This window comes from Microbacterium sp. zg-Y1090 (assembly GCF_030246945.1).
GTDB lineage: Bacteria > Actinomycetota > Actinomycetes > Actinomycetales > Microbacteriaceae > Microbacterium > Microbacterium wangruii.
This window is the reverse complement of record NZ_CP126742.1, coordinates 1,042,495-1,062,311: the sequence shown is the minus strand read 5'-3', so window position 1 is coordinate 1,062,311 and position 19,817 is coordinate 1,042,495. Positions and strand designations below refer to the sequence as shown.

Sequence of the window (19,817 nt, the reverse complement as noted above, 5' to 3'; positions counted from 1 at the left end):
GAAGCGCCGCTGCGGCGGCACGGGCGCCCGCCCTACCCCTTCACCGCCCCCTGCGTGACGCCCTCCATCACCCAGCGCTGGGTGAACAGGTACACGATGATCGCGGGCGCCATCGCCATCAGGTAGGAGGCGAACGCGACGTTGTAGTTGTTGCTGAACTGGGTCTGGAAGATGTTCTGCACCACCGGCAGCGTCTGCGACGCGGGGTCGGAGATGATGAGCGACGGCATCATGAAGTCGTTCCATGACGCCAGGAACGCGAAGATGCCGACCGTGGCGCTCATGGGCGCCAGCAGCGGGAAGATCAGCTGCCAGAACGTCTGCCACGTCGAGGCGCCGTCGATGCGGGCGCTCTCCTCGAGCTCCGCCGGGATCGAACGCAGGAACGCCGTGAACAGCAGGATGCTGAAGCTCAGCTGGAACATGATGTGAAGGATCGTCACGCCCACCGGGTTGTCGAGCCCGGTGAGCCCCGTCAACTGGATCTGCGGCAGCGCCACCACCGGGAACGGCAGGAACATCGCCGCCAGCAGGTAGTAGAACGAGTACCGGAAGAGCTTGCGGTCCCAGTTGCGTGAGATTGCGAACGACGCCAGGGCGGCCAGCAGCACCGTGCCGGCGACGGTGAACGCAGTCACGAGCGCCGAGATGAGGAACGCCCGCGGGAAGTCGGTCAGCTCCCACGCCTCGACGAACCCGTCGACGCTGAACGGCGCCGGCAGCGAGAACGCATTGCCGTCGACGGCCTGCGACCGCGTTTTGAACGCCATCGACACCGTGACGTAGAGCGGCACCAGCACCGTCAGCGCGCAGATGATCAGGATGACGGTGCCCGACCAGTTCCACCGCTCCCCGCGCCGGCGGGCGGCCTTCTTGCGGGGCGCGTCCCCGTCGAGCACCCGCTCGGCGTTGACGTCTTCGACGGTGAGGGAGATCTGCGTGGAGGACATCAGAACACGTTCCTTCCGCGGGTGAGCCGCAGCTGCAGCAGCGAGAGCACGACGGCGATGAGGAAGAACAGGGTGGCGTTGGCCATCTGGTAGGCGTAATCGCCGCCGGAGAACCCGGTGAAGATCGTCATCGCGATGCTGCGGGTCGCCGTGCCCGGTCCGCCGTTGGTGAGGCCGACGATGATGTCGTAGGCGTTGAGGAAGTTCTTGAAGCCCAGGATCACGTTGATCACGACGTACCCGGCCACGAGCGGCAGCGTGATGCGCAGCATCTGCTGGCCCTTGCCTGCCCCGTCGATGGATGCCGCCTCGTACACCTCCCCGGGAATCGCGAGCAGACCCGCGATGTAGATCAGCAGCGTGCCGGGGATCGCCTGCCAGGCGGCGACGATCACGATCGCCAGCCACGCGAGATCCGGGTTGGCGAGGATGCTCTGGCTCAGCCATCCGATCCCCCACGCCTCGCCGAGGGCCGGCAGGGAGTTGGAGAAGAGGAAGTTGAAGACGTAGGCGATGATGATGCCCGAGATCACCATGGGGATGACGAACACCGCGCGCAGCCCGGTCTTCAGCCGGATGCGGGAGGTGAGCCCCACGGCCAGCAGGAACGCCAGCATATTCACCACGATCACCGTCGTGATGGCGAAGAAGAACGTGAACAGGTAGCTCTGCAGGATCGCCGGGTCGCTGAAGACGGCGAGGTAGTTGATGAGCCCGATGAACTCCCAGTCGCCGAACCCGATCGAGTTGGTGAAGCTGAAGAAGATGCCGATCACGGCCGGCAGCGTGATGGCCAGCGTGAAGAGGATGAGGCTCGGCAGCAGGAAGAGGTAGTAGACCCCCTCGACCTTGCGCCGGGTGCGGGGCTTCGCGGCCGCTGCGCTGCGGCCGCGCGTGCCGACCGCGGGCGGTGCGCCCGCCGTCACCGTCGTGGATGCCATCTGTCTCCCCTTTCGGCCCGGCTACTGGCGCAGCGCCAGTCGGGCCCAATCGGCGTCCAGCGTGCGCAGCATGTTCTGCGCATCTGCTCCGGTCACGATGCCCTGCATGTAGTTGTCGGTCGGGATGGTCAGCGGGATCGCCTTCGATGGCCCCTGGTAGAACCGCGCGGAGTCGTAGTACTCCTTCATCCCGATGATCCGCTCGTCGGTCACCGGCGCCGCGTCGGTGGTGGTGCCGTACCCGAGGAACGCCGCGTTGTACTCGTCCATCACGTCCTTCTGGAACAGGTAGCTCAGGAAGTCGCGTGCCTCCTCCTTGTGGGCGGATGCCTCGGGGATCCACGCCGCCAGGTCGATGTTGACGCGCACCCGCAGGTCGTCGGGATCGTCGGTCATGGGCAGCGGAAACGTGCCCAGTTGCAGCTGGTCGTTGGTCTTGTCGATCTCCCCGAACGCCCACGGCCCCTGCAGGTACATCGCCGCCTCCCCGTTCGCGAAGGCGAGGTTGCCGTCGCCATACGCGCGACTGGCGGCATCCGGGTTGACGTACGTGGAGGTCAGCTCGGTCATCCGCTCGACGGGCTCCGCGAGCGTCGTCGCGAACGACACCTCGGAGTCGGGCCCGACCTCGGTTCCCAGCTCGTTCATCTGGTCGAAGAAGTCCGCGACGTCGACGGAACCGCCCACCGTGTAGTCGAACCAGCCCTGTCCCACCGTCCACGGATCCTTGAACGTCGCGTAGAAGGGCGTGATGCCGGCATCCAGCAACTGGTCGCAGACCGCTCGCAGCTCGTCCCACGTCTGCGGCACCTCGAGCCCCTGCTGCTCGAAGATCTCCTTGTTGTAGATGACGGATGCCGCCATCACCGAATACGGCAGCACGCTCGTGCGTCCGGGGTAGGTGGCGTACTGGTCGACGAGGTCCTGCACCTCGGGGAGGATGCGGTCGGCCTCGGGCATGTCGCTCAAGTCGCTGAGGGCGCCGCGCTCCATGAAGCGGGCCATCTCCATGTTGTAGTTGAGCAGCCCGAGGTCGGGCGGGTTGCCCCGCAGGAACCCGGCCTGCAGGTTGGACGAGGTATCGAAGACGACGCGCGCGTCGTCTTGCGAGGCGTTGTACTCCGAGATGAGCTCGCGGAAGTACGGGATCGCCTCAGGCTTGCTCAGGTGGAAGCGGATCTCGGTGGGGCCGCTGTCGCCGGCGGCGCACGCCGCCAGCGTGGCTCCGAGCGTCACCGCAAGGCCCGCGCCGATCACGCGCGCGAGGCGCCTCGCCGATCGTGTGGAAACAGACATCCATCGTCCTTCCGCCGCCTCGTCGCGGAGCGCCCCGCGGTGGTGACGCCGAGGCCATGCAAGCACAGCCCTTCTCGGGCACGGCAGTGATTGAGTAGCCGCCGCCGGAGGTCTACCATTTCCCGGTCGTTGAGCGAGCGCGCCCCCCCTGCCCCGGGTCGTTGAGCGAGGGCGCGCCGCGCCCGAGACGAAACGCCTCACCCCACCGGGCGTTTCGTCTCGCTGCGCTCGCTCAACGACCCGGCCTCCGCCCGAGCCGAAACGTCCCACCCTCCCGCGCGTGCTCCCGCCCGCCTACTCTGAACGCGTACCGACAGTCGTGTGGAGGCTCCATGGATGATGGCGACCCGGGCCTCACCGCGCAGGAGGTCCAGCAGCGCATCGCCGCTGGTCAGACCAACGCCTACCGGCAGCAGGCCAGTCGCAGCGCGTGGAGCATCATCCGCGCCAACGTCTTCACCCTCTTCAACGGACTCGTCCTGGGCTGTTTCACCCTGCTGCTCGTGATCGGCCGATGGCAGGACGCCCTGTTCGGCTTGAGTGCCCTGGCGAACACCGTGATCGGCAGCGTGCAGGAGTTCCGTGCGAAGGCGGCGCTTGACCGGCTCGCGCTGCTCAACGCCGCCGACGCGCGCGTGCACCGCGACGGCGAGGAGACGACGATCGCCGTCGCCGACGTCGTGCTCGACGACGTGCTGGTGCTGCGAGCGGGCGACGAGATCCCCGCCGACGCGGAGGTGTCCGAGGCGCGCGACCTGCAGGTGGACGAGTCGCTGCTGACCGGCGAGTCCGAGCCCGTCGACAAGGGCCCGGGCGACCGGGTGCTGTCGGGCTCGGTCGTGGTCGAGGGGTCCGGCCTGGCGCGCGTCGACCGGGTGGGCGCGGAGTCGTTCGCCCACTCGCTGACCGCGCAGGCGAAGCGATTCTCCCTCGTGGCATCCGAGTTGCGTTCGTCGATCGACCGGGTGCTGCGGTGGGTGACGTGGATCATCTTCCCGGTTGCCCTGCTCGTGCTCAACGCGCAGATGGACGTGCAGGGCGGCTGGGCGGAGGCGTGGCGAACCGGCGCGTGGCGCGAGGCGGCGACCTCGTCGATCGCGGCGGTCATCGCGATGATTCCGCTCGGGCTGGTGCTCATGACGAGCATCGCCTTCGCGGTCGGCGCGGTGCGGCTGGCCGGGCGCCAGGTGCTCGTGCAGGAGCTCGCCGCGGTGGAGGGGCTTGCCCGCGTCGACGTCATTTGCCTCGACAAGACCGGCACGCTCACCCAGGGCGACGTCGTGTTCGACGCGGCGCACGAACTCGCCGACGTCGCCGGATGGAAGCAGGTGCTCGCCTGGTTCGCCGCCGACCCTGCCGCCAACGCGACCGCGCGCAGCCTCGCCCCGGCCTTTCCCGACCCGCCCCGGACACCGCCGATCGCCACCGTGCCCTTCTCGTCGGCCCGCAAGTGGAGCGCCGTCACCTTCGACGACGGCATGTGGGTGATGGGCGCGCCCGAGCTGGTCTTCCCCGGCGCCGCGCCGGCCGCCTCGCCGGTCGCCCATATGGCGAGCCGGGCCGCCGTGCTGGCCGCGCAGGGGCGCCGCACCCTCGTGCTCGCGCGCGGCACCCCGACTGGCGGTGAGACGGTGCCCGGCGACGCGGTTCCCGTGGCGCTGCTGACCTTCCGCGAGCGCATCCGGCCGGATGCCGCGCAGACGCTGGCCTACTTCGCCGCGCAGGACGTCGCGGTGCGCATCATCTCCGGCGACAACCCGCAAACCGTCGCCGCCATCGCGCGTGACGTAGGGCTCCATGCCCCGCACGGTTTCGATGCCCGCGAACTCCCCGACGACGACGCGGCGCTCGCCCGTGTGCTGGAGGAGAACGTGGTGTTCGGGCGGGTCACCCCGGATCAGAAGCAGCGCATGGTGGTCGCACTGAAGTCGGCGGGCCACACCGTCGCGATGACCGGCGACGGGGTCAACGACGCCCTCGCCATCAAAGAGGCCGATATCGGCGTCGCGATGAACTCCGGCTCCGCCGCCACCAAGGCCGTCGCGCGCCTCGTGCTGCTGGACGGGAAGTTCTCGCACCTGCCGTCGGTGGTCGCCGAGGGTCGGCAGGTCATCGCGAACATCGAGCGGGTGTCGATGCTGTTCCTCACCAAGACCGCCTACGCCACGGTGCTCGCGATCACGTTCGGGGTGCTGTTCCTCCCCTTCCCGTTCCTCCCCCGGCAGCTGTCGCTGACCGACGGGCTGACGATCGGCATCCCGGCGTTCTTCCTCGCGCTCATCCCGAACACGCGCCGCTACGTCCCCGGGTTCCTGCGGCGGTCGCTGTCGTTCGCCGTGCCGGCGGGCGTGGTCGTCGCGGCGGGCATCGCCGTATACGCGCGCGTGCTCGACGGCAGAGGCGTCCCCGAGGTCGAGGTGCGCGCCGGCGCGACGCTCGTGCTCGGCATGCTGGGGCTCTGGATCCTCGCCGTGCTGGCGCGACCGCTCACGTTCGTCACGGTGGGCATCGTCGCCGCCATGATCGGCGGCCTGGCGCTCATGTACCTGGTGCCGATCTCGCGCGACTTCTTCGAACTCGTCGCGCTCAGCCCCACGACGGTGACGGCGGTGGCCGTCACCGTCGGCGTCGGCGCCGTGCTCATCGCGGTGGTGCGCCTCGTGCAGCGCCGTGTGCTCGAGAGCCCTCGCGTAGCGGATAGTCTCCACGAGTGATCGAAGAGCAGACCCTCGCCGGCGGAAACGCGAGCGGCAACGGCGTGGTGCGGGTGGGTGACACCGTTCGCAAGCCGTGGACGGCGTCGACCCCGAGCGTCACCCGGTACGTCGAGGCGCTGCGCGCAGTCGGCGTGGATGCGCCCGCGCCGCTCGGCCGCGACGAGCAGGGGCGACAGATGCAGGAGTTCGTGCCTGGCCGGCTCGCGATCGAGGTCGGCCCGCTCTCCCCTGCCGAGCTGCACCGGGTCGGCGCGCTCGTCCGCGCCATCCACGACGCGAGCGCCGGCTATACGCCCGAGCCCGGTGCGGTCTGGCAGACGGCGATCCCTGCGCCCGGCGACGACCTCGTGTGCCACAACGATCTCGCCCCCTGGAATCTGCTCATCGGCGAGCGATGGGTGTTCATCGACTGGGATGCCGCCGCGCCCAGCACCCGGCTGTGGGACCTCGCCTACGCCGCCCAGTCGTTCACCCTGAACGACCCGGACCGTACGCCGGAGGAGTCGGCGCGCGATCTGGCCGCCTTCGTGGACGGATACGGCGCGGACGCACGACTGCGCAGCGACCTGCCCGCGGAGATGGCCCGACGCACCGCCGCGATGTACGACCTGCTGCAGTCGTCGCACCGCACGGGCGCGGAGCCGTGGGCATCGATGTTCACGGCCGGGCACGGCGAACACTGGCACGCGGTCATCCCGTACGTGCAGACGCACGAAGACGTCTGGTCCGCCGCCCTCGCCGCCGGCTGAGCCGCAGGCAAGACCGTCGCTCAGCGACAGCCGCGCGACGGGCCGAGTGGTGGCGGATCTTGAGGCCCGGCATCCACCGCCTGATCGTGATCGGCCGAGGCGACGATGATGCCGCGGGTTCCCCTCGCGCGGGCGGCCCGCCAGGATGGGCGCATGGAGTCCTCGTCGATCGCGGAGTGGCTGCGCTCGCTGCCGTCGCTCACCGGGTCGCCTCCCCCGTTCGATCTTTCCGCGCTTCCTGATGACCCGGAGCAGCTCTTCACCGCCTGGCTGCGCGAGGCTGTCGACTCGGGAGTGCCCGAGCCGCATGCAGCCACGCTGGCGACCGTCGACGCCGACGGTCTGCCCGACGCCCGCACGCTGATCCTCAAGGACGTCGATGATCACGGCTGGGCGGTGGCGGGCCCACGATCATCGGTGAAGGGCACGCAGCTGGCCGCGCATCCCGCCGCCGCGCTGAACTTCTGGTGGCAGCCGCTCGTGCGCGCCGTGCGCGTGCGCGGAAACGTCCGCGAAGCGACCGGTGCCGAGGTCGCGGCCGACCTTGCCGCCCGGTCGGCGGAGGCACGGGCGGGCGTTGCGGCGGACGACTGGATGCTGTGGCGCATCGCGCCGCAGCGGGTCGAGTTCTGGCAGGGATCACTCGACCGCAATCACACCCGCGTCGTGTACGAGCGCGACGGAGAAGCCTGGCGCCGCACCCGCAGCGGCGGCGGCAGCAGCAGCGGCAGGGAAGAAGGGATGCCATCGTGAGCCCCTACGAGGTGACGCAGATCGGCCCGCTCGACCAGTGGCGGCAGCACTTCGGCGGCTTCGCCCCCGCCCGTTCGCGCGACGGCAGGCGCATCGTCGACCACGAGTTGACCATGCAGTACATCGGCTTGTCCGCCAATGCGCTGCTGCCCGGCGAAGAAGCGGGCTACTGGCACACGCACACGCAGGTCGAGGAACTGTACGTGTTCCTCGAAGGCGAGGGGCAGATGGGCCTCGACGACGACGTGATCGACGTGCATCCTGGCACCGCGGTCCGCGTCGGGCAGAACGTGTGGCGTACCTGGCGCGCGTGGCCGGACAGCCCGACCGAGCTGCGCTGGCTGTGCATCAGGGCCGGCGGGGAACCCCTGCCGCACATGCCGAACGACAGTTCACGCGACGCCGACCGACCGATGCCCTGGTAGCAACCCCCGGATCGGTCGGGCGAGCGACAGGACGAGCTTCTCCCGCTCTTCGGCATTCGAGCCGCCCTCGCATCCGATTGGTGCAACTGTGGTGCGGATGGTGCACCGGCGCGTGACCGCGGTCTGAGGATGCCGCCGCGGCCGGCGGCGGCATCCTCGCAGACGTCTTCTCTTTCGCGCATGTGAGTTGCCGCTCACACGCGACTGCTGTGTGAGCAGGAACTCACGGAACGCAGAGCGTGAGCAGGCGAATGCGCGGAGCGCAACCCCGGGAACACAGGGGCGCGGTGGGGTACAACGCTATAGGGAGGACGACGCGCCTCCACGAGGAGGATCTGTGCCCGGCAATGCCACCGCCCGCTTCGAGAACGTCGCGCTGCTGTCCGTCGCGAGCGTGTTGCCCGGTCGGGTGACCACCTCGGACGACATCGAAGCGCGCCTCGCGCCGTCGCTGAAGCGGCTGAAGCTGCGCAGCGGCATGCTCACCCGCGTCGCGGGCGTGCGGGAGCGGCGCAACTGGGCGAGGGGCGAGACCGTCGACGCCGCCACGATCGCCGCCGGAAAGCAGGCGCTCGCGCAGGCCGGGGTCAGCCCGTCGGATGTCGGGCTGCTGATCAACACCTCGGTCACCCGCAGCAACCTCGAGCCCTCCGTCGCGGTGGCGCTGCACCACGGCCTGGACCTGCCGAGCTCGGCCATCAACTTCGACATCGCCAACGCCTGCCTCGGCTTCATCAACGGCATGTCGCTCGCGGCGACGATGATCGACTCCGGCCAGATCCGGTACGCCGTCGTCGTCGCCGGTGAGGATGCCGACGAGATCCAGGTCAACACGATCGAGCGTCTGCTGCAGACCGAGAGCGGGCGCGACGGGTTCATGAGCGAGTTCGCCTCGCTCACGCTGGGTTCCGGCTCCGCCGCCGCCGTGCTCGGCCGCGCCGACGAGCACCCCGCGGGGCACCGCATCGTCGGCGGCGTGACCCGCGCCGCGACCCAGTTCCACAAGCTGTGCGTCGGAAGCGTCGACGGCATGTTCACCGATGCCAAGGCGCTGCTCAAGGGGGGTCTCGCCCTGGTGGTGTCGGCGTGGAAGGAGGCGTCGGCCGAGTGGGATTGGAAGTCGATGAATCGCTACATCACGCACCAGGTGTCGTCAGTGCACACCGATGCCATCGTGAAGGCGGTGAACCTCGACCGCTCCCGCGTGCCGACGACGTTCCCCCGGCTGGGCAACATCGGTCCCGCATCCGTGCCCATCACCCTCGTCGAAGAGCAGGCGAGCCTGCAGCGCGGCGACCGCGTGCTACTCATGGGCGTGGGCTCCGGCCTGAACACGGCGATGATGGAACTGGCCTGGTGAGCGCCGCGCTCACCGGGACGCTGGCGGGGCTCCCGGGTCTCGATGTCCGCTGCAGTCGCACCCGTGAGGTCGTCGGCCGGGGCACGCATGCCGCGCACGAGTGGCACTACCTCGACACCGGCGCCGAGCTCGCGCGCCTGGGCATCGCGCCCGTCGGCACGATCCTCGCGGTGCACGGCAACCCGACCTGGTCCTACCTCTGGCGGCGCCTCGTGTCGGCCTCGCTGCGCGCGGCCAAGGAGGGGCAGCCGGCCTGGCGCGTGATCGCCGTAGACCAGCTCGACATGGGGTTCTCGGCCCGCACCGGCGCGCCCCGCACCCTCGCGCAGCGCGTGCGCGACCTGGGTGATGTCACCGATGCGCTCGGCCTCGAAGGACCGGTCGTCACCCTCGGTCATGACTGGGGCGGCGTGGTCTCCCTCGGCTGGGCGATCGACCACCCGCAGCTGCTGGCCGGGGTCATCGCCCTCAACACCGCGGTGCACCATCCGGCGGGCGAGCCGATCCCGGCGCCGCTGCGCCTCGCCGGCACCCGGGGTGTGCTCGCGGCATCCACCGTCGCCACTCCCGCCTTTCTCGAGACGACGCTGGCGCTGGCCCACCCGGCGCTCGAGCCCGAGGTGAAGGATGCCTACCGGGCGCCGTACCGCACCGCCGCACGCCGGGAGGGTATCGGCGCGTTCGTGGCGGACATCCCGGTGGATGCCGCGCACGAGAGTTTCGACGAGCTGCAGCGCATCGCCGACGGCGTCGCCGCCCTCGATGTGCCTGCGCTGCTGCTGTGGGGGCCGGCCGATCCGATCTTCGGCGACCGCTATCTCGACGATCTCGTCGACCGCCTGCCGCACGCCGACGTGCACCGCTTCGAAGGCGCCGGCCACCTCATCGCCGAGGACCGCCCGTACGCCGACGCGATCCTCACGTGGCTGGGCGACAACGGCGCCCGCCTGACCGGCGACGCGGGCACGGCGAGCGACGGTGCCGCCGCGTCGCCGTCCGTCGACGACGACCGCGGCGCCGATTTCACGCCGCTGTGGGCGGCCCTCGACGCCCGCCGCGACGACGACGTCGCGGTGATCGACATGGCCACCCGCCGCGGCGGCGAGCGCCGCGTCAGCTGGCGGCAGCTCGACGACCGCGTGCGGCGCCTGGCGGCGGGACTGGCGCAGATGGGCGTGCAGAAGGGCCAGCGCGTCTCGGTGCTCGTGCCGCCGGGGCCGACCCTCACGGCCGTGATCTACGCGTGCCTGCGCATCGGCGCCGTCGTCGTGGTGGCCGACGCCGGGCTCGGGGTGCGGGGACTCTCCCGCGCTGTGCGGGGCGCTTGGCCCGACGTCGTCATCGGCGAGTTGCCGGGCCTGGCCGCCGCCCGGGCGCTCGGGTGGCCGGGCCTGCGCATCTCGGTGCCACGGCTGCCGGCGGCATCCGCGAAGCTGCTCGGGGTCGCGGCCGACCTCACCACGGTGGCCGCGTTCGGGGCAGGCGCTCCCCTCCCCGACGAGCCGGCACCCGACGACCCCGCGGCGATCCTCTTCACCTCCGGCTCCACCGGCCCGGCCAAGGGCGTCGCCTACACGCACCGCCAGCTCTCGGCGCTGCGCGACGTGCTCGCCGCCCACTTCGACGTGACAGGCGACACCGGGCTCGTCACGGGCTTCGCCCCGTTCGCCCTGCTGGGGCCGGCGCTCGGCACCCGCTCGGCGACGCCCGACATGGATGTCTCGGCCCCCCGCACCCTGACGGCGCGGGCCGTCGCCGCGGCGGTGCGCGCCTCTGACGCCCGCATCGTGTTCCTGTCGCCGGCGGCCATCCTCAACGTCGTCGCGACGGCCGGTGCGCTGACCGGCGAGGACCGCCGCGCTCTCGCGACCGTGCGGACGTTCCTCTCGACGGGCGCGCCGGTCGGGGAGCCGCTGCTGGCGGCCGCGGCCGAGCTCATGCCGAACGCCGAGCCGCACACCCCCTACGGCATGACCGAGTGCCTGCTCGTCACGGACGTGACGCTCGACGGCATCCGTGCCGTGGCCGATGCCGCCGATCGCGGCGTCTGCGTCGGCTCGCCGATCGGGGTGAACCAGGTGCTGATCAGCGCGCTGGATGCCGACGGCCACGCGACCGGCGCGCCGAGCGCGGAGCCCGGTGTGCTCGGCGAGGTCGTCGTGTCGGCACCGCACCTGAAGACGTCGTACGACCGGCTGTGGCTCACCGACCGGGGTGCCGTGGTCGACACCCCGTCCGAGGGGCGCTGGCACCGCACCGGCGACGTCGGGCACCTCGATGCCGAGGGACGGCTGTGGATCGAGGGGCGCCTCCCCCACGTGCTCGCCACCGCCGACGGGCCGGTCGCCCCGGTCGGGGCCGAGCAGGACATCGAGGGCTCCGACGGGGTGCGCCGCGCCGCGGTCGTCGCCATCGGCCCGCACGGGCTGCGCCAGCCGGTCGCCGTCGTCGAGACGGTTCCGGCCGTCGCCCGCCCCGGGCTGGCCTCGCCGGAGCTGACCGCAGACCTGCGCCGGCGAACGGATCTTCCGCTCGTCGCCGTGCTGGCGGTGCCGCAGCTGCCCACCGACATCCGCCACAACTCCAAGATCGACCGCACCCGGCTGTCGCAGTGGGCCGAGCGCACGCTCGCCGGCGGACGGATGGGCCGGCCGTGATCGTCGCCGTCACCGGAGCGTCCGGCTACCTCGGGCGTGCGGTCGCCGCCGAGCTCGTCGCCGCCGGCCACGAGGTGCGCGCGCTGCAGCGACGGCCCAGCCGCGTCGAGGGCGTCACCGACGTTCTCGGGTCCGTCACCGATCCGCAGGCCGTCGCCCGCGTCGTCGACGGCGCCGAGGGCATCGTCCACCTCGCCGCCAAGGTGTCGCTGGCGGGAGACCCCGCCGAGTTCCATGAGGTCAACGTCGAGGGCACGCGAGCCCTACTCGACGCGGCAGAGCGCGCCGGGGCATCCCGCTTCGTACAGGTGTCGTCGCCCTCGGTGGCGCACGCCGGAGTGGCGCTCGCAGGCGTGGGGGCCGAACCGGCATCCCCTCAGCACGCCCGCGGCGAATATGCGCGGACGAAAGCCGAGGCCGAGCTCATCGCCCTCGACCGCGACTCCCCCGCGATGCGCGTCGTGGCCGTGCGCCCCCACCTCGTGTGGGGGCCGGGCGACACCCAGCTGGTCGGCCGCATCGTCGACCGCGCGCGGCGGGGACGCCTGCCGCTGCTCGACGGCGGGCGGGCGCTCATCGACTCCACCTACGTCGACAACGCGGCCACCGGCATCGTCGCGGCGCTGCACCGCGCCGACGAGGCGCACGGCCGCGCGTTCGTGATCACGAACGGCGAGCCGCGTCCGGTCGGGGAGCTGCTGGCGGGCATCTGCCTCGCGGCGGGCGTCACCCCGCCGCGGTGGAGCGTGCCCTCGGGCCTCGCGCGCGCCGCCGGCTCGCTCATCGAGCGTGCCTGGGCGCTGCGGCCCGGAGCGGACGAGCCGCCCATGACGCGGTTCCTGGCCGAGCAGCTGTCGACCGCGCACTGGTTCGACCAGCGCGAGACCCGCCGGGCGCTCGCGTGGGCGCCGTCGGTGAGCATCGATGAGGGGCTGCGGCGGCTCGCGGCGCACGCGGCCGCGACCGCCTGACGCCGCGGTCAGGCCAGCGAGAGGAAGAGCTTCTCCAGCTCCTCGGGGTTCGAGCCACCCTCGGCGTCGGGGTCGTTCAGGCACTCCTTGAGCGCCGTGGAGATCACGAGGAATCCGGCCCGATCGAGCGCCTTGGACACGGCCGAGAGCTGCTGCACGACGTCGCGGCACGAGGCGTCGGACTCCACCGCCGAGATGACGGCGGCGAGCTGACCCTGCGCACGGCGCAGTCGGTTGACGATCTTGCGCTGCGCGTCGGGATCATGCAAGGCAGCGCCTGCCGCGGCGGTGACGTCGGTCATGGGGAGCCTCTTCCGGGGAGCCGATTTGACACCCATGATACCCCACGGGGTATGGTGGCGATACCCCCTGGGGTATTCCCGAACCCCATCGAACGAAGGAACACGACATGTGTCGAGCAGTGACCTGCCGCGTCTGCGGCAAGACGACCTGGACCGGCTGCGGCCAGCACGTGCAGAGCGTGAAGCGCAGCGTGCCGGCATCCGACTGGTGCAACGGCAAGCACAGCCCCGACCAGATCGCGGCGGCGCAGTCGCAGCGCGGCGGCTTCTTCGCCCGCCTCTTCGGCCGCTGATCCCCGCTCGCCTCGGTCGTTGAGCGAGCGCAGCGCCCGGTCGTTGAGCGAGCGCAGCGCCCGGTCGTTGAGCGAGCGCAGCGAGACGAAACGCCCCCCACTCCCCCACCCCCACCCGAAAGAAAGACACCACCATGTGCGCACGCGTCACCTGCCCCTGCTGCCAGAAGCCGACCTGGGACGGCTGCGGCCAGCACGTCGAAGAAGCCCTCGCCGGGGTCGCTCCCGCCGACCGCTGCAGCTGCTGACCCCGCCCTTGTCCTGAGGATTCCCATGCCCCGCCTCCTCCCCGCCGCCCTCGGCGCTGTCGCCCTCAGCCTGACCCTCGTCGGCTGCGCCGCCCCCGCCGAGCCGGTCACCGTCGCCGACGACACGATCATCATCGATGTGCGCACTCCGTCGGAGTACGCCGACGGCCACCTCGACGGTGCCCTCTCGTACGACCTCAACGGCGGCCAGCTCGCGGCGTCGATGGACGAGCTCGACGCCGACGCCGAGTACCTCGTGTACTGCGCATCGGGCAACCGCTCGTCGCAGGCGGTGCGGATGATGGCGGATGCCGGGCTGACCGACGTCACCGACCTCGGCGGCGTCGCGCACGCCGCCGAGGCCACGGGACTGCCGATCGTCCGCTGAGCGGTCAGACGGTGCCGGCACCGGCTACGTCGACGACCCAGGTCACTCCGAACCGATCGGTGAGAATGCCGAACCCGGGGCTCCACGGCGAGGCGGCCAGCGGTTCGATCACGGCGGCGCTGGCACGTTTCGACGTCGACCTCGAAGTGATCGAGCCGCCCGAGCTGGCGCAGGCGTTCGCACGGCTGGCGGAGCGGTTTCGAGGTTGAGGCTTGCCGACATGCCGGGCGCCTCAGTACGGTGCGGTCAAGGAGGCACCCGTGTCGAACAGCGATGACCAGATTCTGCCCGGATCCGAGACGGATCTCGCCCTGGATCGAGCACTCGAAGCCGCGAACCTCCGCGCCGGTGGCGCCACGGAGACAGCCGCCCACGTCGCCCACCCCGAAGAGCCGTCGGCTGTCGACGTCGGCGACCTCGGCGGCGCGGGCGCCGACGGCGACTGACGCACCGGTCGTTGAGCGAGCGAAGCGAGACGAAACGCCCCCCGCCCCCCGCCACCACCACACCGGTCGTTGAGCGAGCGAAGCGAGACGAAACGCCCCCACCCCGCCGCCACCGCCCCGGTCGTTGAGCGAGCGAAGCGAGACGAAACGCCCCCACCCCGCCGCCACCACACCGGTCGTTGAGCGAGCGAAGCGAGACGAAACGCCGCCGCCCCCGCCCCCGCCGGTCAGTCCTCCGGCCGGCGGCGCAGGCGCTTCACGTCGGTGCGCTGCTTCTTCGCGGTCAGCCGCCGCTCCTTCGCGCCCCGCGTCGGCTTCGTCGCACGCCGCGGCGGTGCCGGCGGGCGCACAGCGTCGGCGACGAGGCCCGCCAGCCGTTCGCGCGCGGCGTCGCGGTTGCGCGCCTGGGCGCGATGTTCGGATGCCGTGACGGTCAGTACTCCACCCACCAGGCGACCCGACAGCCGCTGGAGGATCCGCTCGCGCTGATGCGGCGTCAAGGATGCCGAGCCGGCGGCATCCCACACCAGCTCCACCCGTGAGTCGGTCGTGTTCACGCCCTGCCCGCCCGGGCCCGACGAGCGCGAGAACCGCCAGGTCAGCTCCGACTCCGCGATCGTCAGCGCGGGCGTGACGCGCAGACCGGGGCGATGGGCGGCGGGCATGGGTCCATTCTGGCGTGCGGAGCGATGGGTCACCCCGAGACGCCCGTCGTCTTCGTCGCTACCGTGGGCGCATGATGGCTCGCGCCGACGCACTGTTGACATCCGCCCGCGCCGCCGAGGAGGCGATGCTGACTCCGGAGCTCCGGCGCGATCCGAAGCGGGTGCGAGAACTGCTGCACCCGGACTTCGTCGAGGTGGGCCGGTCCGGCCGGCGCTGGTCTCGCGACGATATCGTGACGGCCCTCGCCGACGAACACCCCCTCCCGGTCGTGACCGACGAGTGGGAGGCCGTGGAGCTCGCGCCGGATCTGGCACTGGTCACCTACACGATCACGGGACCCGGGCAGCCGAGCCGGCATGCGTCCCTGTGGGTGCAATCCGACGGACGCGTACAACTGCGGTTCCATCAGGGAACGTTGGTCGCGCAGGAGTGACGGCGGAGCCGCGTGAGAGCGGTGTTCGCAATCCGGGGCGCTGAACGTCGGGGCGCGTTCATTCTGCGGGGTCAAGACCCGCGCGTGACAACCCGCGCACGGTGTAGCGCCGCTCGATGCCCGCCGTGGCCACACCCCACTCGCTGGCTGCGACCCGCGCCTGGTGGGCGCGGAACGACGCTTCGTCCGCGAATCGCTCGGCCACATCCCACGCCCACGGGGCGGCGGATGGGACGACGGCGAAGGACAGACATCCGGGCTCCGCGCGCGTGAGCGCGATGTGGTGCGGGAGGTGTTCCCGCACCAGCGCGTCCTCCTCGGCGCTGCGGCAGATGAGCTGGCCGGTGAGGTGCACGTCGGGCATGCGTTCAGGGTACGGGCGGTGCGGGCCGTCACTCGCCGCGCAGCTGCGCGAGCAGCTCGGTGTCGCCGCTTCCCGAGGCCTCGACGATCCGCCCGTTGGCCACGCGGCAGAAGGCGAACTCCGCCACGTTGACGTGACGACGCGTCGGCGCGATTCCCCGGAAGGTGCCCTGGTGGGTGCCGCTGCCGCGCAGGTGCGCGGCGACGCGGTCGTCTTCGACGACGAGCTGGATGCGGCGCCAGCGCCAGTCCGGAAACGCGTGGAAGAGATCGGCGAGATCCTCGATCCACGCGTCCGCCCCTCCCGGAAGGTGCGCCCGACGCACCGCCGGGTCGAGGAACGACCGGATGGCCTCGAGGTCGTGGCGATTGAGCGCGTCGACGTGGTCCGCGAACCACTCGTGCAGCTCCCACGACTCCATCCGTCCATTATCGAGGCGGATGCCGGCGGCAGCCGGTCGCGCGTCACCCGAGCAACGGTCGCAGCGCCTCCACGAACGGATGCAGCCGCCGTGCCATGACCGTGTCGAGCGGCTCACTCACCTCGGGGGCAGCGGCCCAGTCTGAGGTCACACGCTCGCCGACGGCCATGAGCGCGCGGACCACATCCCCCGCGCGGTCGCGGTCGAGTTCGGGCGCGCACCGGTGCACGTGCTCCAGGATCTCCCCGCTGAGCGCCGCGGTGCGCAGGGCCGCCGCCGCCCGCAGCTCGTCATCGGCATCCACGATGCGCCAGCGCGCGGTGAATGACGCGCGATCGGCGGTGCTGTAGTGCGCGAGCGCGAGGATCGCGGCGACGATGACGTCCATCGCCGGCAGACCCTCGGAATCCGCGAGGCTCTTGCGCATCCGTTCGGCACGCGCATCGAACTCGTCCCACATCAGGTCGCGCTTGGCGGGGAAGTACGAGAACAGCGTCGTGCGGCTGACGCCGACGGCCCGGGCGATCTCGGTGAGCGACGTCGCGGCATACCCCTGCTTCGCGAACAGGGCGAGGGCGACGGCGCGCACCTCGTCCCGGCTCGCGCGCCGCGGTCGGCCCGGCCCTTTGGCCGCCACTGCACCGTTCGCACTCACCCCGTCACTCTACATTTCCGAACACGGTTCGGATATTGTGGAAGCGGTCGGGAAACCCCGCCGACCAGACCAGAAGGCATCAGGAGGCCGCCATGAAATCCGTCCACGTCACCGGTGTGAACCAGATCGACTGGGTCGAGGTCGACAAGCCCGAGGTCGGCCCGCGGGATGTGCTGCTGCGCATGCGCGCGTGCGGCATCTGCGGCTCCGACGCGATGTATGCCAGCTACGGCGGCATCCCGCCCCGTCAGGGCGCCACTCCCCTCGGTCACGAGCCTGCCGCCGAGGTCGCCGAGGTCGGCGCCGAGGTCGAGGGCTTCGCCGTCGGCGACCACGTCGTCATCGACACGATGCGCTTCACCGACGGCCTGCTCGGCTCGGGCGGCGCGCAGGGCGGCTTCACCCCGTACGTCGTCGTGCGCGACGCCACCCCGGGCGTGCAGCTGAAGGTCATCCCCGACCACGTGCCGTGGGATGTCGCCGCGCTCAACGAGCCGATGGCCGTGGCCCTGCACGCCGTCAACCGCACCGGCGTGAAGGAGGGCGACAAGGTCGTCATCTTCGGCGCCGGCCCCATCGGCCTGGGAGCCCTGCTCGGCTACCGTCGCAAGGGTGCCAGCCACATTGTCGTCGTCGACGTGATCCCCTCGCGCCTCGAGAAGGCGCTGGAGATCGGCGCGGATGCCGTCATCGACTCCTCGAAGGAGGACGTCGGCGCGCGCCTGGTCGAGCTGCACAGCGACGGCGCGACCCCGTGGGTGCGCGGCGTGCGGCCGGCCACCGACATCTACCTGGATGCCGCGGGCGTCGCGGTCGTGCCGCAGACCGTCACGAGCATCGCCAAGCACGGCGCGACGCTCGGCATCGTCGCGGTGCACAAGAAGCCGGTCGAGCTCGACTTCGGCGGCATCCTGCAAACCGAGCTGAACATCGTGTGGGCGATGGGCTACCCGACCGAGATCTTCGAGGTGACCGACGACATCGTCGAGAACTGGGAGAAGTACGCCAAGATCATCAGCCACCGGTTCCCGTTCGAGCAGACGCTCGAAGCCCTCGAGCTCGCAGCCACGCCCGGCGCGGCGGACAAGGTGACCGTCGTCTTCGACTGACGATTCCTCGTTGAGGCGGTGGCGTGGCCCAACCGGCATCCCGACCGGAGCCACGCCGCCGTCGCACGGCGATGACCCGCTAGCGTGAGGGGCGTCCTTCATCCGCGCCTGCCCCGAACTCGTGCTCAGGAGTCGCCCATGTCGCAGCCGGTGGTCTGCCCTCTTGCCCTGTCGGTCAGCGCGCCGACGGTGCCGTCCCATGCGGACTGAGGCCTCCGGCGATCGCCGCCGATCCCGACGCGTTGCCCTCGTCACTGCCGCCGCGGCGGGTCTGCTGGCGCTCGGCGGGTGCGCGGCGGCATCCGAGATACCGCCCGCTCCGCCGTCGGCCTCGCCCACCGTGGCAGCGGCGGCCGAAGGCGCACTGCCTGCGGCGCTGGTGTCGGAGCTGGCCGCCGCGCTCGATGAGGTCATGGCCGCGCACGACGTACCGGGAGCCGTCGCCGGGGTCTGGCTCCCCGGCGAGGGCACGTGGCAGACGGCCGCCGGGCTCGCCGACATCGACAGCGGCGAACCGACGACGACCGACATGTCGTGGCCGCTGCGCAGTGTCACCAAGTCGTACACGGTGACCCTGCTGCTGCAGCTGTGCGACGACGGCACGATCTCGCTCGACGACACGATCGACACGTATGTCGACGGTGTCACCGACGGGGATCGCATCACGCTCCGGCAGCTGGCCGGCATGTCCAGCGGCAACGCCGACTACACCAACGACGACTTCCTCGCGGCATTCACGTCCGACCCGACGCGGCTCTACTCCCTCGACGATCTGAACGCCTTCATGCTGGGCAAGCCGGCGCAGTTCGCGCCGGGCGCACGGCACGTCTACACGAATGCCAACACCAACCTGCTGGGTGCCGTCATCGAGCAGGTGACCGGCCGCCCCTACGCCGAGGTTCTCGAGAAGCGCATCCTCGAGCCGCTCGGACTCGACGACACGCGGTACGTCGTCGACGCCGCCACGTGGACCGAGCCGCACGCGTCGGGCTATGGGCCGGATGCCACGCCGCGCGCGCCGATGCCGCAGAACTTCTCGATCTTCGGACCGGCGGGGGCGATGGTCTCTACCCTCGACGACAGCCGCGTGTGGGCGGAGGCGCTCGCCACCGGGGCGCTGGTCGATGCGGCGACGCAGACCGAGCGCACGCAGGGTGCACCGCTGGACGCCGGCCCGCCCTACGGCCGGTATGCCCTCGGCATCGGCGAGACCGACGGCTGGTGGGGGCACAACGGCGAGGGTTTCGGTTTCACGTCGGCTGTGTTCCACCACCCGGCGACCGGGGCGACCATCGTCGTCTTCACGAACGAGTCGAATCTGCCCGACCATGCGCACCCCGCCGACCAGGCGTTCCGACGACTGGCGCAGGTGCTGGCGACCGCCGCCGACTGACGCGGCGATCGCGACCGGCGCGACAGACCCGAGGCCCAGCGCGACGAGCGTCTACAGGCGGGAAGCGCACGCACGGTATCGGCAGGGCGCCGTCAGGGCTAGGGTCCACCGCATGGACCTCCCGAAGATCGGCGCACCCGCAGGCCGCGCCCTGGCGCAGGCTCAGATCCGCACGATGGACGATGTGCGACGCGTGGGTCTGGATCACATCGCGACGCTTCACGGAGTGGGCCCGAAGGCCATCGAGCTGCTGCGGGAGGCACTGGGCGACTGACCGGCC

Annotated in this window: 24 protein-coding genes and 1 pseudogene; 16 read left to right on the top strand and 9 right to left on the bottom strand. The window is 71.2% G+C overall.

The annotated features are described in order from the left end of the window. Nucleotides 1–32 precede the first annotated feature (32 nt). Genes QNO26_RS04980 through QNO26_RS04970 form a run of 3 tightly spaced genes read right to left on the bottom strand, consistent with a single transcriptional unit; the run spans nt 33 to nt 3,187 of the window. Nucleotides 33–950, bottom strand: a complete 918-nt coding sequence (locus QNO26_RS04980; RefSeq protein WP_257525676.1) for a carbohydrate ABC transporter permease — start codon at nt 948–950, stop codon at nt 33–35. Beyond that, entirely contained in the window at nt 950–1,891 is a 942-nt protein-coding gene (locus QNO26_RS04975; RefSeq protein ID WP_257525678.1) for a carbohydrate ABC transporter permease, read from the bottom strand. Before QNO26_RS04975 ends, QNO26_RS04980 begins: the two co-directional genes overlap by 1 nt. Nucleotides 1,892–1,912: 21 nt before the next feature. Then, entirely contained in the window at nt 1,913–3,187 is a 1,275-nt protein-coding gene (locus QNO26_RS04970; RefSeq protein WP_257525680.1) for an ABC transporter substrate-binding protein, read from the bottom strand. Between the two features lie 332 nt (nt 3,188–3,519). Here QNO26_RS04970 and QNO26_RS04965 point away from each other — a divergent pair, with 332 nt between their 5' ends. From QNO26_RS04965 to QNO26_RS04935, 7 genes are all read left to right on the top strand, one after another. Continuing rightward, nucleotides 3,520–5,901 (top strand): HAD-IC family P-type ATPase, encoded by a 2,382-nt coding sequence (locus QNO26_RS04965; protein ID WP_257525682.1) that lies wholly within the window; start codon nt 3,520–3,522, stop codon nt 5,899–5,901. Continuing rightward, complete coding sequence (locus QNO26_RS04960; RefSeq protein ID WP_257525837.1) at nt 5,901–6,653, top strand: phosphotransferase; 753 nt, start codon at nt 5,901–5,903, stop codon at nt 6,651–6,653. The genes QNO26_RS04965 and QNO26_RS04960 overlap by 1 nt, the downstream gene beginning before the upstream one ends. A gap of 153 nt (nt 6,654–6,806) precedes the next feature. After that, nucleotides 6,807–7,406, top strand: a complete 600-nt coding sequence (locus QNO26_RS04955) for a pyridoxine/pyridoxamine 5'-phosphate oxidase (protein WP_257525684.1) — start codon at nt 6,807–6,809, stop codon at nt 7,404–7,406. Then, nucleotides 7,403–7,831 (top strand): cupin domain-containing protein, encoded by a 429-nt coding sequence (locus QNO26_RS04950; RefSeq protein ID WP_257525685.1) that lies wholly within the window; start codon nt 7,403–7,405, stop codon nt 7,829–7,831. The genes QNO26_RS04955 and QNO26_RS04950 overlap by 4 nt, the downstream gene beginning before the upstream one ends. A gap of 337 nt (nt 7,832–8,168) precedes the next feature. Continuing rightward, nucleotides 8,169–9,191 carry a 3-oxoacyl-ACP synthase III gene (locus QNO26_RS04945; RefSeq protein ID WP_257525687.1) on the top strand — a complete coding sequence of 341 codons (1,023 nt, stop codon included), beginning with the start codon at nt 8,169–8,171 and terminating at the stop codon, nt 9,189–9,191. Then, nucleotides 9,188–11,848, top strand: a complete 2,661-nt coding sequence (locus tag QNO26_RS04940; protein ID WP_257525688.1) for an alpha/beta fold hydrolase — start codon at nt 9,188–9,190, stop codon at nt 11,846–11,848. Before QNO26_RS04945 ends, QNO26_RS04940 begins: the two co-directional genes overlap by 4 nt. Further along, complete coding sequence (locus QNO26_RS04935) at nt 11,845–12,819, top strand: NAD-dependent epimerase/dehydratase family protein (protein WP_257525689.1); 975 nt, start codon at nt 11,845–11,847, stop codon at nt 12,817–12,819. The genes QNO26_RS04940 and QNO26_RS04935 overlap by 4 nt, the downstream gene beginning before the upstream one ends. A gap of 8 nt (nt 12,820–12,827) precedes the next feature. Here the strand turns inward: QNO26_RS04935 and QNO26_RS04930 are convergent, their stop codons facing one another. Beyond that, complete coding sequence (locus QNO26_RS04930; RefSeq protein ID WP_257525694.1) at nt 12,828–13,121, bottom strand: metal-sensitive transcriptional regulator; 294 nt, start codon at nt 13,119–13,121, stop codon at nt 12,828–12,830. Nucleotides 13,122–13,228: 107 nt separating this feature from the next. On the opposite strand from QNO26_RS04930, the gene QNO26_RS04925 reads away from it, so the two are divergent. From QNO26_RS04925 to QNO26_RS04920, 3 genes are all read left to right on the top strand, one after another. After that, complete coding sequence (locus QNO26_RS04925) at nt 13,229–13,414, top strand: DUF8730 family Cys-rich protein (RefSeq protein ID WP_257525696.1); 186 nt, start codon at nt 13,229–13,231, stop codon at nt 13,412–13,414. A gap of 134 nt (nt 13,415–13,548) precedes the next feature. Next, nucleotides 13,549–13,662 carry a DUF8730 family Cys-rich protein gene (locus QNO26_RS14500; RefSeq protein WP_491745522.1) on the top strand — a complete coding sequence of 38 codons (114 nt, stop codon included), beginning with the start codon at nt 13,549–13,551 and terminating at the stop codon, nt 13,660–13,662. Between the two features lie 25 nt (nt 13,663–13,687). Beyond that, nucleotides 13,688–14,050: a rhodanese-like domain-containing protein gene (locus QNO26_RS04920; protein ID WP_257525697.1), complete on the top strand. Its 363-nt coding sequence runs from the start codon at nt 13,688–13,690 to the stop codon at nt 14,048–14,050. A 4-nt stretch (nt 14,051–14,054) separates the two neighbouring features. On the opposite strand, the pseudogene QNO26_RS04915 reads toward QNO26_RS04920, so the two are convergent. Further along, nucleotides 14,055–14,168: pseudogene (locus tag QNO26_RS04915) on the bottom strand (VOC family protein); the annotation flags it as partial. Here QNO26_RS04915 and QNO26_RS04910 point away from each other — a divergent pair. After that, entirely contained in the window at nt 14,116–14,259 is a 144-nt protein-coding gene (locus tag QNO26_RS04910; RefSeq protein ID WP_257525698.1) for a WYL domain-containing protein, read from the top strand. The pseudogene QNO26_RS04915 and the gene QNO26_RS04910 overlap by 53 nt on opposite strands. 51 nt (nt 14,260–14,310) lie before the next feature. Further along, a complete protein-coding gene (locus QNO26_RS04905; protein WP_257525699.1) occupies nt 14,311–14,496 on the top strand; it encodes a hypothetical protein in 186 nt (61 codons plus the stop codon). Between the two features lie 227 nt (nt 14,497–14,723). On the opposite strand, the gene arfB is transcribed toward QNO26_RS04905, so the two are convergent. Continuing rightward, a complete protein-coding gene (gene arfB, locus QNO26_RS04900; RefSeq protein WP_257525703.1) occupies nt 14,724–15,161 on the bottom strand; it encodes an alternative ribosome rescue aminoacyl-tRNA hydrolase ArfB in 438 nt (145 codons plus the stop codon). A gap of 71 nt (nt 15,162–15,232) precedes the next feature. On the opposite strand from arfB, the gene QNO26_RS04895 reads away from it, so the two are divergent. Beyond that, nucleotides 15,233–15,595 carry a nuclear transport factor 2 family protein gene (locus QNO26_RS04895; RefSeq protein ID WP_257525704.1) on the top strand — a complete coding sequence of 121 codons (363 nt, stop codon included), beginning with the start codon at nt 15,233–15,235 and terminating at the stop codon, nt 15,593–15,595. 58 nt (nt 15,596–15,653) lie between these two features. On the opposite strand, the gene QNO26_RS04890 is transcribed toward QNO26_RS04895, so the two are convergent. Genes QNO26_RS04890 through QNO26_RS04880 form a run of 3 tightly spaced genes read right to left on the bottom strand, consistent with a single transcriptional unit; the run spans nt 15,654 to nt 17,035 of the window. Next, nucleotides 15,654–15,959, bottom strand: coding sequence for a putative quinol monooxygenase (locus QNO26_RS04890; protein WP_257525705.1), 306 nt, complete (start codon nt 15,957–15,959; stop codon nt 15,654–15,656). A 28-nt stretch (nt 15,960–15,987) separates the two neighbouring features. Next, nucleotides 15,988–16,380, bottom strand: a complete 393-nt coding sequence (locus tag QNO26_RS04885; protein ID WP_257525706.1) for an ester cyclase — start codon at nt 16,378–16,380, stop codon at nt 15,988–15,990. A gap of 43 nt (nt 16,381–16,423) precedes the next feature. Continuing rightward, a complete protein-coding gene (locus QNO26_RS04880) occupies nt 16,424–17,035 on the bottom strand; it encodes a TetR/AcrR family transcriptional regulator (protein ID WP_257525707.1) in 612 nt (203 codons plus the stop codon). Nucleotides 17,036–17,127: 92 nt separating this feature from the next. Between QNO26_RS04880 and QNO26_RS04875 the strand changes: the two genes are divergently transcribed. The 3 genes from QNO26_RS04875 to QNO26_RS04865 all read left to right on the top strand — a co-directional run bounded on the left by QNO26_RS04875 (nt 17,128) and on the right by QNO26_RS04865 (nt 19,811). Then, nucleotides 17,128–18,144 (top strand): zinc-dependent alcohol dehydrogenase, encoded by a 1,017-nt coding sequence (locus QNO26_RS04875; RefSeq protein WP_257525708.1) that lies wholly within the window; start codon nt 17,128–17,130, stop codon nt 18,142–18,144. A 199-nt stretch (nt 18,145–18,343) separates the two neighbouring features. After that, nucleotides 18,344–19,537, top strand: coding sequence for a serine hydrolase domain-containing protein (locus tag QNO26_RS04870; RefSeq protein WP_257525709.1), 1,194 nt, complete (start codon nt 18,344–18,346; stop codon nt 19,535–19,537). 112 nt (nt 19,538–19,649) lie between these two features. Then, complete coding sequence (locus tag QNO26_RS04865; RefSeq protein ID WP_257525710.1) at nt 19,650–19,811, top strand: helix-hairpin-helix domain-containing protein; 162 nt, start codon at nt 19,650–19,652, stop codon at nt 19,809–19,811. Nucleotides 19,812–19,817: the final 6 nt, after the last annotated feature.

Coding starts and splice junctions, on each gene's coding strand:
- QNO26_RS04980 (WP_257525676.1), bottom strand. CDS start 950: ATGTCCTCCACGCAGATCTCCCTCACCGTCGAAGACGTCAACGCCGAG.
- QNO26_RS04975 (WP_257525678.1), bottom strand. CDS start 1,891: ATGGCATCCACGACGGTGACGGCGGGCGCACCGCCCGCGGTCGGCACG.
- QNO26_RS04970 (WP_257525680.1), bottom strand. CDS start 3,187: ATGTCTGTTTCCACACGATCGGCGAGGCGCCTCGCGCGCGTGATCGGC.
- QNO26_RS04965 (WP_257525682.1), top strand. CDS start 3,520: ATGGATGATGGCGACCCGGGCCTCACCGCGCAGGAGGTCCAGCAGCGC.
- QNO26_RS04955 (WP_257525684.1), top strand. CDS start 6,807: ATGGAGTCCTCGTCGATCGCGGAGTGGCTGCGCTCGCTGCCGTCGCTC.
- QNO26_RS04930 (WP_257525694.1), bottom strand. CDS start 13,121: ATGACCGACGTCACCGCCGCGGCAGGCGCTGCCTTGCATGATCCCGAC.
- QNO26_RS04925 (WP_257525696.1), top strand. CDS start 13,229: ATGTGTCGAGCAGTGACCTGCCGCGTCTGCGGCAAGACGACCTGGACC.
- QNO26_RS14500 (WP_491745522.1), top strand. CDS start 13,549: ATGTGCGCACGCGTCACCTGCCCCTGCTGCCAGAAGCCGACCTGGGAC.
- QNO26_RS04920 (WP_257525697.1), top strand. CDS start 13,688: ATGCCCCGCCTCCTCCCCGCCGCCCTCGGCGCTGTCGCCCTCAGCCTG.
- QNO26_RS04910 (WP_257525698.1), top strand. CDS start 14,116: ATGCCGAACCCGGGGCTCCACGGCGAGGCGGCCAGCGGTTCGATCACG.
- arfB (WP_257525703.1), bottom strand. CDS start 15,161: ATGCCCGCCGCCCATCGCCCCGGTCTGCGCGTCACGCCCGCGCTGACG.
- QNO26_RS04895 (WP_257525704.1), top strand. CDS start 15,233: ATGATGGCTCGCGCCGACGCACTGTTGACATCCGCCCGCGCCGCCGAG.
- QNO26_RS04890 (WP_257525705.1), bottom strand. CDS start 15,959: ATGCCCGACGTGCACCTCACCGGCCAGCTCATCTGCCGCAGCGCCGAG.
- QNO26_RS04885 (WP_257525706.1), bottom strand. CDS start 16,380: ATGGAGTCGTGGGAGCTGCACGAGTGGTTCGCGGACCACGTCGACGCG.
- QNO26_RS04875 (WP_257525708.1), top strand. CDS start 17,128: ATGAAATCCGTCCACGTCACCGGTGTGAACCAGATCGACTGGGTCGAG.
- QNO26_RS04870 (WP_257525709.1), top strand. CDS start 18,344: ATGCGGACTGAGGCCTCCGGCGATCGCCGCCGATCCCGACGCGTTGCC.
- QNO26_RS04865 (WP_257525710.1), top strand. CDS start 19,650: ATGGACCTCCCGAAGATCGGCGCACCCGCAGGCCGCGCCCTGGCGCAG.